The organism is Xenorhabdus griffiniae (genome assembly GCF_001028135.1).
Classification (GTDB): domain Bacteria; phylum Pseudomonadota; class Gammaproteobacteria; order Enterobacterales; family Enterobacteriaceae; genus Xenorhabdus; species Xenorhabdus bakwenae.
Genome location: NZ_LDNM01000070.1, coordinates 40,822 through 53,664, shown reverse-complemented (window position 1 = coordinate 53,664; position 12,843 = coordinate 40,822). Strand labels below are relative to the sequence as shown.

Genomic DNA, 12,843 nt, shown 5'->3' with positions numbered 1-12,843 from the left:
GCTCTTTACTCGAAGCAACCTGTTTATTTTTGACTAAAAAACATTCGTGATCTTGCCCTGCCAAGCAAGCCATTGCAATAATATAAACAATTCGTCTCATTTCAATTTTCCATCCAAATAAAAAATGCCCTCTACCAGAGAGGGCATTTTCACGATTAGCTATATCTATATTTAGCTATAGGTATGCTACGCATCACGATTATTCGTTATCGCTGCTGCTACCAAAACCTGCATTCAACAACTCAGCAAGGTTTGCAGAGGCTTCGTCAACGCTAAATTGTGGCGCTTCAACCACATCGTTTTCTTGACGACGACGGATGCGATCCTGATGGTAAGCATAACCTGTACCCGCAGGGATCAGACGACCAACGATGACGTTCTCTTTCAGGCCACGCAGTTCATCACGTTTACCTGCAACAGCGGCCTCAGTCAGAACGCGGGTTGTTTCCTGGAACGATGCCGCAGAGATGAAGGATTCTGTTGCCAATGATGCCTTGGTGATACCCAACAGGTCACGATGGAAGAGAGCGGGTACTTTGCCATCCTGCTCCAGTTTGCGGTTCGAAACCTTAACGCGTGCGTATTCAACCTGCTCACCTTCAAGGAATTCGGAGCTACCCGCATTCGCAATAGTTGCTTTACGCAGCATCTGACGAACGATAACTTCAATGTGTTTATCGTTAATCTTAACGCCTTGCAGACGGTAAACTTCCTGTACTTCGTTAGTGATGTAACGAGCAACCGCGTGAACACCACGTAGGCGCAGAATGTCATGTGGAGATTCTGGGCCATCGGAGATCACGTCACCACGTTCAACAACCTCACCTTCGAACACGTTGAGCTGACGCCATTTAGGGATCATCTCTTCGTAAGGTTCATCACCAACCAACGGAGTAATGACCAGACGGCGCTTGCCTTTGGTTTCTTTACCGAAAGAAACGATACCGCTGATTTCTGCCAGGATAGCAGGCTCTTTCGGACGACGAGCTTCGAACAGGTCCGCAACGCGTGGCAGACCACCGGTGATATCTTTAGTACCCCCAGATTCCTGAGGAATACGTGCCAATGTATCACCCGCAGAGATGGACATACCATCTTCCAGCTGAACGATCGCTTTACCCGGCAGGAAGTACTGAGCAGGCATATCTGTACCTAGGATCAGAACGTCGTTACCCTGGGCGTCTACGATTTTCAGTGCCGGACGCAGGTCTTTACCACTGCCGGTACGCTCTGCACTATCCAGAACCACCAGTGAAGACAGTCCGGTCAGCTCATCCGTCTGACGGGTAATGGTTTGACCATCAACCATGTCGTAGAACTGGATAATACCGGATACTTCACTCACGATTGGCATAGTGTGTGGGTCCCAGTTCGCAACGGTTTCACCGCCGGTTACTGTCTCACCATCACCTTTGGTCAATACCGAGCCGTAAGGGACTTTATAGCTCTCTTTGGTACGACCGAAATCGTCGATCAGGCGCAATTCGGTATTACGAGAGGTAATAACCAGTTTGCTTGCTGAGTTCGTCACGAATTTCGCGTTGATCAGTTTCAGATGACCTTTGTTACGTACCTGAATACTGGATTCTGCTGCCGCACGAGATGCCGCACCACCGATGTGGAACGTACGCATCGTCAACTGTGTACCTGGTTCACCGATTGACTGTGCCGCGATAACACCGATCGCTTCACCTTTGTTGATCAGGTGACCACGAGCAAGGTCACGACCGTAACAGTTCGCACAAACACCAAAGTCAGTTTCACAACTTACTACGGAGCGTACTTTCACGCTGTCAACAGAGTTCTCTTCTAACAGATCACACCATTTTTCATTCAGCAACGTGTTACGTGGAACCAGAATATCCGCTGTACCTGTACCTGGTTTCAGGATGTCTTCCGCCGCCACACGACCCAATACACGCTCACGCAGTGGCTCTTTAACATCACCACCTTCGATAACTGGAGTCATCAGGATGCCATCGTGAGTACCACAGTCATCTTCAGTCACTACCAAATCTTGGGCAACATCAACCAGACGGCGGGTCAGGTAACCGGAGTTCGCCGTTTTCAATGCGGTATCCGCAAGACCTTTACGAGCACCGTGGGTTGAGATGAAGTACTGAAGTACGTTCAGACCTTCACGGAAGTTCGCGGTAATTGGGGTTTCGATGATGGAACCATCTGGCGTTGCCATCAGACCACGCATCCCCGCCAACTGACGGATCTGAGCCGCAGAACCACGCGCACCGGAGTCGGCCATCATAAAGATGTTGTTGAAAGAAACCTGTTGTTCTTCTTCACCGTTACGGTTAATCACTGTTTCAGAAGACAGGTTTTCCATCATCGCTTTAGCAACACGTTCGTTCGCCGCAGCCCAGATATCGATAACTTTGTTATAGCGTTCGCCAGCCGTTACCAGACCTGACTGGAACTGTTCCTGAATTTCGGCCACTTCCGCTTCAGCTTCCGCGATGATGCCTTCTTTCTTCTCAGGAATAACCATGTCATCAATACCTACGGATACCCCTGAACGGGCAGCGTAAGCAAAACCGGTATACATGGTCTGGTCAGCCAAAATAACGGTTGGTTTCAGACCCAGTATGCGGTAACAGGTATTCAGCATCTTAGAGATAGCTTTTTTACCCAGTGGCTGGTTAATCAGTGAGTAAGGCAGGCCTCTTGGTACGATCATCCACAGAATGGCACGACCGATAGTGGTGTCAACCAACCCAGTATTGGTGGCGACATTACCTTCACCATCTCTCACTTCTTCAGTGATACGCACTTTGACACGGGCATGCAGAGAAGCCAGGCCTGCGCGGTATACGCGCTCTGCTTCTTTAGGGCCGGTCAAAACCATGCCTTCGCCTTTCGCGTTAACACAGTCACGGGTCATGTAGTACAGACCCAATACAACGTCCTGAGATGGAACGATGATGGGTTCACCGCTCGCTGGAGACAGGATGTTGTTGGTAGACATCATCAACGCACGCGCTTCCAACTGAGCTTCCAGTGTCAACGGTACGTGAACAGCCATCTGGTCACCGTCGAAGTCGGCGTTATATGCCGCACACACGAGTGGGTGCAACTGAATAGCTTTACCTTCGATCAGTACGGGTTCAAATGCCTGAATACCCAAACGGTGAAGGGTTGGTGCACGGTTCAGCAGAACAGGGTGCTCACGGATGACTTCATCCAGGATATCCCATACCACAGCTTCTTCACGCTCAACCATTTTCTTGGCGGCTTTGATAGTCGTCGCCAGGCCACGCAGTTCCAGTTTGCCGTAAATAAATGGCTTGAACAGTTCCAGTGCCATCTTCTTAGGAAGACCACACTGATGCAGACGCAGGTATGGACCTACGGTAATAACAGAACGACCTGAGTAGTCAACACGTTTACCCAGCAAGTTCTGACGGAAACGACCCTGTTTACCCTTGATCATGTCTGCCAGGGATTTCAGAGGGCGTTTGTTAGAACCGGTAATCGCACGACCGCGACGGCCGTTGTCCAGCAGCGCATCCACCGCTTCCTGCAACATACGTTTTTCGTTACGTACGATGATATCTGGCGCAGCCAGATCCAACAGGCGCTTCAAACGGTTGTTACGGTTAATAACGCGACGATACAGATCGTTCAGGTCTGAAGTTGCGAAACGACCGCCATCCAGTGGAACCAGTGGACGCAAATCCGGTGGCAGAACTGGCAGAACGGTCAGAACCATCCACTCTGGTTTGTTGCCAGACTGAATGAACGCTTCCAGCAGTTTAATACGCTTGGTCAGCTTCTTACGCTTGGTTTCAGAGTTGGTTTCATTCAGCTCTTCGCGCAAGGTTTCGCATTCGTTTTCCAGATCGATGCTTTTCAGCAAGGCCTGGATTGCTTCTGCACCCATTTTGGCGTCAAATTCATCACCGAACTCTTCCAGTGCATCCAGATACTGTTCTTCAGTCAGGATTTGGCTACGCTCAAGATTGGTCATCCCCCCTTCAACAACCACATAGGATTCGAAGTATAGTACGCGTTCAATATCGCGCAGAGGCATATCCAGCAATAAACCGATGCGGGATGGCAGAGATTTCAGGAACCAGATGTGAGCGGTTGGAGATGCCAGCTCAATGTGACCCATACGATCACGACGCACTTTAGTCTGGGTTACTTCAACGCCACATTTCTCACAAATCACACCACGGTGTTTCAAACGCTTGTATTTACCACACAAGCATTCGTAATCTTTTACAGGCCCGAAAATACGCGCACAGAAAAGACCGTCACGCTCAGGCTTGAACGTACGGTAGTTAATAGTTTCCGGCTTTTTTACTTCCCCGAATGACCACGAACGGATCATATCTGGAGAGGCCAGAGCAATTTTGATCGCATCAAACTCTTCGGTCTTAGTTTGCGCTTTCAGAAACTTCAATAAGTCTTTCACGAAATGGCTCCTGTCGGAGTTAGACCTGTTAGGTGAGTGGCCCATGCCACTCCCCTCTATAACCAGTATAACCACTGGGACCAGTGCAACCTCTGGCGGGTAAACTGCCCGACATTCTTATGTTTCAACATACGGCCGGGCAGTACCAGCGGGAAAACGATTTATTCGTCTTCCAGCTCGATGTTGATACCCAACGAACGGATTTCTTTCAGCAATACGTTGAAAGATTCCGGCATGCCTGGTTCCATCTGGTGGTTACCATCCACGATGTTTTTATACATCTTGGTTCGACCGTTAACATCGTCGGATTTAACGGTGAGCATTTCTTGCAGGGTGTACGCCGCACCGTATGCTTCCAATGCCCAAACTTCCATCTCACCGAAGCGCTGTCCACCGAACTGTGCCTTACCACCCAGCGGCTGCTGAGTCACCAGACTGTAAGAACCGGTAGAACGGGCGTGCATCTTGTCATCAACCAAGTGGTTCAGTTTCAGCATGTACATGTAACCAACGGTTACCTGACGCTCGAATTGTTCACCTGTACGGCCGTCGAACAGCGTGATTTGACCGGAAGTCGGCAAGCCACTCAGTTTCAACAACTCTTTGATTTCGGTCTCTTTTGCACCATCAAAGACCGGCGTTGCGATAGGCATACCTTTTTTCAAGTTTTCTGCCAGACGCATCACTTCTTCATCAGTGAAGGTGCCCAAGTCAACTTTCTGACGGGTATCATCACCCAGATCATAAGCTTTCTGAATAAATTCACGCAGTTTGGCAACTTCCTGCTGCTGTTTCAGCATTGCATTGATCTTGTCACCAATGCCTTTTGCCGCCATACCCAGGTGAGTTTCCAGAATCTGACCGATGTTCATACGTGATGGTACGCCCAGCGGGTTCAGTACGATGTCCACTGGTGTGCCGTTTTCATCGTAAGGCATGTCTTCGATCGGGTTGATCTTGGAGATAACACCTTTGTTACCGTGACGACCTGCCATCTTGTCACCAGGCTGGATCTGACGTTTCACAGCCAGATACACTTTGACAATTTTCAGTACGCCCGGTGCCAGATCGTCGCCCTGAGTGATCTTACGGCGTTTAGCATCCAGTTTTTTCTCGAACTCTACTTTCAGTTCGTCGTACTGTTCTGCCAACTGCTCTAGCTGATTTTGTTTTTCTTCATCAGCCAGGCCCAGTTCCAGCCAACGCCCACGAGGAAGTTTGCTGAGTTTTTCCGCTTCAACACCACCGGCAACCAGTACAGAGTGAATACGTGCAAACAGGCCAGCTTCGAAAATTTGCAGTTCTTCTGTCAGGTCTTTCTTAGCCTCACGCAACTGCATCTCTTCGATTTCCAACGCACGCTTGTCTTTCTCTACACCATCACGGGTAAAGACTTGTACGTCGATAACAGTACCAGAAACACCATTTGGTACGCGCAGTGAGGAGTCTTTCACATCAGACGCTTTCTCACCGAAGATCGCACGCAACAGTTTTTCTTCTGGAGTTAGCTGAGTTTCACCTTTTGGTGTCACCTTACCAACCAGAATGTCGCCGCCTTTCACTTCCGCACCGATATAAACGATACCGGATTCGTCCAGTTTAGACAGTGCAGCTTCACCCACGTTAGGGATGTCAGCCGTAATCTCTTCAGGTCCCAGTTTAGTGTCACGAGACACACAAGCCAGTTCCTGAATGTGAATAGTGGTGAAACGGTCTTCCTGAACAACACGCTCAGAGACGAGGATGGAGTCTTCGAAGTTATAACCATTCCAAGGCATGAACGCCACACGCATGTTCTGACCCAGTGCCAGTTCACCCAAGTCGGTGGATGGACCATCAGCCAGTACGTCACCGCGTTCTACCAATTCACCCAAAGAAACACATGGTGTCTGATTGATACACGTGTTTTGGTTTGAGCGGGTATATTTGGTCAGGTTATAGATATCAATGCCCGCTTCACCTGCGTACATTTCATCTTCGTTAACCTTGATAACAATACGGGATGCGTCAACGTACTGAACCACACCGCCGCGTTTAGCTACTGAGGTTACACCGGAGTCAACCGCTACCGCACGTTCCATACCTGTTCCGACCAGCGGCTTATCAGCGCGCAGAGTTGGAACCGCCTGACGTTGCATGTTCGCACCCATCAATGCACGGTTGGCGTCATCGTGTTCAAGGAATGGGATCAGAGAAGCACCGACGGACACAATCTGTTGTGTCGAAACGTCCATGTACTGAACCTGATCACGGTTGAACAAGCTGGATTCATCGTAATGACGGCACGTGACCAATTCTTCAACGAAATGGCCTTCTTCATCCAATACGGTGCTCGCCTGAGCAATAACGTAGTTACCTTCTTCGATTGCAGACAGGTAGTGGATTTCATCAGTCACTACGCCATCACGAACCAAGCGATAAGGCGTTTCAAGGAAACCATACTCATTGGTACGCGCATAAACGGACAATGAGTTAATCAAACCGATGTTTGGACCTTCAGGTGTTTCGATTGGACATACACGACCGTAGTGAGTTGGGTGTACGTCTCGAACTTCAAAGCCTGCACGCTCACGGGTCAGACCGCCTGGACCCAACGCAGAAATACGACGTTTATGGGTGATTTCAGACAGTGGGTTGTTCTGATCCATGAACTGGGACAGCTGGCTCGAACCAAAGAACTCTTTCACCGCCGCAGAAATTGGTTTGGCGTTGATCATGTCCTGTGGCATCAGGGTATCCAGATCGCCCAGAGACAAACGCTCTTTCACTGCACGTTCTACACGAACCAAGCCGACGCGGAACTGGTTTTCAGCCATTTCACCAACGGAACGGATACGACGGTTGCCCAAGTGGTCGATATCGTCGACTTCACCTTTACCGTTACGGATATCGATGAGCTTCTTCATCACGTCAATGATGTCTTCTTTGCTCAGGATACCGGAACCTTCAATCTCTTCACGATCTAGCGAACGGTTGAACTTCATACGACCAACCGCCGACAGATCATAACGATCTTCAGAGAAGAACAAGTTCTCAAACAGGTTTTCTGCGGCTTCACGTGTTGGTGGTTCACCCGGACGCATCATGCGATAGATTTCAACCAGTGCGCTCAGGCGATCATTGGTTGGGTCAACACGCAGGGTTTCGGAAATATAAGCACCGTGGTCCAGATCATTGGTAAACAGGGTCTCGATAGATTTGTAACCAGACTGGCTCAAACGGGCCAGTAGATCCAAAGAGAGTTCCATGTTAGCGGTACAGATGACTTCACCTGTGTTTTGGTCGATGTAATCTTTTGCTACAACTTTACCCGCAATATATTCAACAGGCACCTCAATACGGTCTACCTGCTCTTTTTCTAACTGGCGGATATGACGAGCTGTGATACGACGGCCTTTTTCAACATAAACCTTGCCGTTTGCTTCGATATCAAATGAAGCAGTCTCGCCCCGCAGACGCTCTGGAACCAGGATCATCTGCAATTTATTGGCGCGAATTTCGAAAACGGTTTTTTTGAAGAACAGATTCAGGATGTCTTCAGAGGAATAATCCATCGCACGCAGAATAATCGAAGCCGGCAACTTACGGCGGCGGTCGATACGCACAAACAGGTTATCTTTTGGATCAAATTCGAAATCTAACCACGAACCACGGTAAGGAATGATACGTGCATTATACAGTACCTTACCGGATGAATGGGTTTTACCCTTATCGCTATCAAAGAAAACGCCTGGGCTACGATGCAACTGAGATACAATAACGCGCTCAGTACCGTTGATAACGAAAGTCCCGTTATCAGTCATGAGTGGAATTTCACCCATGTAGACTTCTTGTTCTTTGATGTCTTTAACTGTGCCTTCTGGCGCTTCGCGCTCATAGATCACCAGACGCAGCTTAACGCGCAGAGGTGCGGAGAAAGTCACTCCACGGATCTGACACTCTTTGACATCAAAGACAGGTTCACCAAGACGGTAGCTTACATATTGCAGCTCTGAATTACCGCTGTAGCTCTGAATTGGAAACACTGAACGGAAGGCCGCTTCCAGTCCATTCTGGCCTTCTGGATCTTGCTCGATAAACTTCTGGAACGAGTCAAGTTGGATAGAAAGAAGGTATGGAACATCCAACACTTGTGGACGTTTACCAAAATCCTTACGAATACGTTTTTTCTCGGTATAGGAGTAAACCATAGGGTTCCTCAGCTCGCTGATAAGTGACCCACTCTGTCCGCCCTTAAGGACAGCACGCTGCAACACTATTTTTTCGAACAGAAAACAGAATATTTTCCGTAATACTCATGACTATTACTCTTACATCATTTCATTGCGTTACCTTACTACCGAGCTACCGAGTGGATCGTAGCTGAGAACGCAGTATATTAAGTCGTCAATAGGATGAAGTATTTTGGGTTTATTAGTAGCCAAACAGTGTGAAATGCTACTAATTCCCTATTGATGCCTTTCAGACAAATCTGACTTTCAGACAATGCCCTTACAGCGCAAAAAGGCTGGCGATTAAAAAATCGCCAGCCGCCAGCCTTATAAAATCAGGCTGCGAACTTCAAACAGATCTTACTTGATCTCAACAGAAGCACCTGCTTCTTCCAGAGATTTTTTCAGAGCTTCAGCGTCGTCTTTGCTGATGCCTTCTTTCAGTGCTGCTGGTGCGCTTTCAACCAGGTCTTTCGCTTCTTTCAGACCCAGGCCAGTTGCGCCACGTACTGCTTTGATTACAGCAACTTTGTTAGCACCAACGCCAGTCAGGATGACGTCGAATTCAGTTTTTTCTTCAACAACTTCAGCAGCACCACCAACTACAGCTACAGCAGCAGCAGCAGAAACGCCGAATTTTTCTTCCATCATGCTGATCAGTTCAACAACGTCCATTACAGACATTTCTGCAACTGCGTCCAGAATTTGTTCTTTAGTGATAGACATAACAAGTGTTCCTAAAATTCAGAAAAAATTTATACGTTAAAAAGCAACGAAGGAAATAAGCAATTAAGCAGCTTCTTTCTGATCGCGTAGCGCAGCCAGAGTGCGAACCAGTTTGCCTGCAGAGGCTTCTTTCATGGTTGCCATCAGGCGTGCGATTGCTTCTTCGTAAGTTGGGAGTGTTGCCAGACGATCGATGTTGCTCGCTGGGATAAACTCACCTTCAAAGGCTGCTGCTTTAATCTCGAATGCTGGGTTCGCTTTCGCGAAATCTTTGAACAAACGAGCAGCTGCGCCCGGATGTTCGTTAGAAAAAGCAATCAAGGTTGGACCAACAAACGCTTCTTTCAGGCACTCAAACTCAGTACCTTCAACAGCACGGCGCATCAGAGTGTTACGAACAACACGCATATAAACGCCAGCTTCGCGACCTGCTTTACGCAGTTCAGTCATTTTATCTACGGTAACGCCGCGAGAATCCGCAACAACCGCAGACAGCGCGCCTTTGGCTACTTCGCTGACTTCAGCAACAATCGCTTGTTTGTCTTGAAGATTTAGTGCCATTAGCTTCTTGCTCCTGGATTAACCGGGCAAACCCGGGACTCACTTCACTCAAAACACCAAATGTGCCTGAGCGCTGAAACACGGTGAGCAGAATCCAGAAAATAAATTTCATTTGGCTCTGTCACCGTCTACGCAGGATATTAAGTAATTACTTACGCCTGCGGTCTTGGACGGGGCTTGGATCAGGCCAAGCTCCAACCGAAAACTTGTTATTTGCCGATACCGCCTTATTTTCCGAAGGCTGTGTGATAAAACACACTGATCAGGCAAATTTGAAGCGCCAGATTTTAGACAAATCTGACGCTAAGGTAAAGCGTTATTCTCAGCTTAAATCATTAAGCTGATGCGTTCAGACTAGACTGATCGATCGCAACACCTGCACCCATGGTAGTAGACAGGCTAACTTTCTTAACGTAAATGCCTTTAGCTGAAGATGGTTTCGCTTTTTTCAGCGCAACCAGCAGAGCTTCCAGGTTTTCTTTCAGTTTGTCAGCTTCGAAGTCAACTTTACCGATAGTCGTGTGGATGATACCGTTCTTGTCGTTACGGTAACGAACCTGACCCGCTTTAGCGTTTTGTACAGCTTCAGCAACGTTAGGCGTTACAGTACCCACTTTCGGGTTTGGCATCAGACCACGTGGGCCAAGGATTTGACCCAGTTGGCCAACAACGCGCATTGCATCTGGAGATGCGATAACAACGTCGAAGTCCATCTCGCCTTTCTTAACCAATTCAGCCAGATCTTCCATACCTACCAGTTCAGCACCAGCAGCTTTAGCCGCTTCAGCGTTTGCACCCTGAGTAAATACAGCAACACGTACTGAACGGCCAGTACCGTGTGGCAGTACAGTTGCACCACGAACGTTCTGGTCAGATTTACGAGCATCAATGCCAAGATTAACAGCTATGTCAACGCTTTCTACGAATTTAGCAGTAGCCAATTCTTTCAGCAGAGTAATAGCTTCGTTGATGTCATATTGTTTAGTTGCATCAACTTTTTCACGGATAGTACGCATGCGCTTAGTCAGTTTAGCCATTGATTAACCCTCCACTACCAGGCCCATGGAACGAGCAGTACCTTCGATTGAACGCATCATCGCGTCAACGTCAGCACCAGTCATGTCCGCAGCTTTAGTTTCAGCAATTTCACGAATCTGAGCGCTGGTTACTTTACCAACTTTTTCTTTGTTCGGTTTGCCAGAACCAGATTTGATGCCTGCTGCTTTCTTCAGCAGAACAGCCGCTGGTGGGGTTTTGGTAACGAAAGTGAAAGAACGGTCTGCGTAAACAGTAATAACAACTGGAATTGGCAAGCCTTTTTCAATGCTTTCAGTTTTAGCATTGAACGCTTTACAGAATTCCATGATGTTAACACCCTGCTGACCCAGAGCTGGACCAACTGGTGGGCTTGGGTTAGCCATACCCGCTGCAACTTGCAGCTTAACGTAGGCTTGTACTTTCTTAGCCATTTATTTTTCCTCTATGCGGGTCTTATCGCCTCAAAATGAGGCTCCCCTGACGATTTGAACCCCGTCTATTAAAGACCAGGTCACTAAAAACTTTAATTAACCTAATATTATCTCAGTATCATCTCAAAATGATGCCTGGATAAAAAACAAAAGGCGCGAAATTGTATGCTAATTTCACACCCTTTGCAAGCATAAGCGCTTACTTAATCACCAGATTAGGCTTTCTCTACCTGGCTGAAATCCAGCTCAACAGGTGTAGCACGACCAAAGATAGAAACCGAGACTTTCAAGCGGCTCTTCTCGTAATCGACTTCTTCCACCACACCATTGAAGTCTGCAAACGGACCATCACTGACTCGAACCATTTCGCCTGGTTCGAACAGAGTTTTTGGCCGTGGTTTATCACCAACCTGTTGAAGACGATTCATGATCGCATCAACTTCTTTATCGCTGATTGGTGCTGGGCGGTCAGAGGTGCCACCGATAAAACCCATTACGCGAGGTACACTACGAACCAAATGCCAAGTCGCATCGTTCATTACCATCTGTACTAGGACATAGCCAGGGAAGAATTTACGCTCGCTTTTACGGCGCTGACCACTACGGATCTCAACAACTTCTTCTGTCGGCACCATCACTTCGCCAAAAAAATCTTCCATCTCTTGTAATTTGATATGTTCACGCAGAGATTGAGCGACGCGACCTTCAAACCCAGAAAATGCCTGGATGACATACCAACGCTTTTTTGGGGATTCAGACATTTTTAAAACCTCAGGCCTGTAATAAATGAAACTAAACGCACCAGAATACCATCAAGCCCCCACAAAATAAGAGACATGACAGCCGTCACAGCTGCAACAATCAAAGTCGTATGCAGTGCTTCCTGGCGAGTTGGCCAAATGACTTTACGCATTTCAATGCGGGCTTCACGGGCAAATGCTAACGCAGCTTTACCTTTTACAGTCCACAATGCAACTGCTCCTGCAAGGGCCACAATAGCAACCACGGCTATCGCGCGCAGAGGCAGGTTATACTCTCGGTAATAGTAATTACCCACAATAGCAACCACCAGTAGCATCGCCACCAATAGCCACTTTGCTATATCAAGACCACGCCCGCTTTCTTGAGCATCGCTATTCGCACTCATAAACCAACCTGTAACTATATGTAAGTAACTATGATGTAAATAGATAGCCAGCTTGCCTCGCAAGAGCAAAACAAATCAGACCGAACCCAAAGATAATTGTAATTGTATCTGACTCGGCACCAAAATTCAGCAGGACTTTTGTATCTTAATGATATTTAAGCCCATCCGTTGTATCAGAGCCTATCTCACCAATAATTAAGAATAGCAATCAAACAGCAATTTATCTGCTATTAATTGCCCAATAATGAACAACTATTGATGAGATAGGTTCTTCTTAAGACAACGTATAAAAAGGGC

8 protein-coding genes are annotated in these 12,843 nt (G+C 47.7%); all 8 read right to left on the bottom strand.

Going from position 1 to position 12,843, the window contains the following annotated elements; translation table 11 throughout:
• Positions 1–199: 199 nt before the first annotated feature.
• On the bottom strand, positions 200–4,432 hold the full coding sequence (gene rpoC, locus AAY47_RS14075) for a DNA-directed RNA polymerase subunit beta' (protein WP_047770775.1): 4,233 nt from the start codon (positions 4,430–4,432) through the stop codon (positions 200–202).
• A gap of 161 nt (positions 4,433–4,593) precedes the next feature.
• Complete coding sequence (gene rpoB, locus AAY47_RS14070) at positions 4,594–8,622, bottom strand: DNA-directed RNA polymerase subunit beta (protein ID WP_047770774.1); 4,029 nt, start codon at positions 8,620–8,622, stop codon at positions 4,594–4,596.
• A gap of 381 nt (positions 8,623–9,003) precedes the next feature.
• Positions 9,004–9,369 carry a 50S ribosomal protein L7/L12 gene (gene rplL / locus AAY47_RS14065; RefSeq protein WP_047770773.1) on the bottom strand — a complete coding sequence of 122 codons (366 nt, stop codon included), beginning with the start codon at positions 9,367–9,369 and terminating at the stop codon, positions 9,004–9,006.
• A 63-nt stretch (positions 9,370–9,432) separates the two neighbouring features.
• Positions 9,433–9,930 carry a 50S ribosomal protein L10 gene (gene rplJ / locus AAY47_RS14060; protein WP_047770772.1) on the bottom strand — a complete coding sequence of 166 codons (498 nt, stop codon included), beginning with the start codon at positions 9,928–9,930 and terminating at the stop codon, positions 9,433–9,435.
• A gap of 335 nt (positions 9,931–10,265) precedes the next feature.
• Positions 10,266–10,967: a 50S ribosomal protein L1 gene (gene rplA / locus AAY47_RS14055; protein ID WP_047770771.1), complete on the bottom strand. Its 702-nt coding sequence runs from the start codon at positions 10,965–10,967 to the stop codon at positions 10,266–10,268.
• Between the two features lie 3 nt (positions 10,968–10,970).
• Positions 10,971–11,399: a 50S ribosomal protein L11 gene (rplK, locus tag AAY47_RS14050; RefSeq protein ID WP_038260747.1), complete on the bottom strand. Its 429-nt coding sequence runs from the start codon at positions 11,397–11,399 to the stop codon at positions 10,971–10,973.
• A gap of 215 nt (positions 11,400–11,614) precedes the next feature.
• On the bottom strand, positions 11,615–12,160 hold the full coding sequence (gene nusG / locus AAY47_RS14045; RefSeq protein WP_047770770.1) for a transcription termination/antitermination protein NusG: 546 nt from the start codon (positions 12,158–12,160) through the stop codon (positions 11,615–11,617).
• 2 nt (positions 12,161–12,162) lie between these two features.
• Entirely contained in the window at positions 12,163–12,546 is a 384-nt protein-coding gene (gene secE / locus AAY47_RS14040) for a preprotein translocase subunit SecE (RefSeq protein WP_047770769.1), read from the bottom strand.
• Positions 12,547–12,843: the final 297 nt, after the last annotated feature.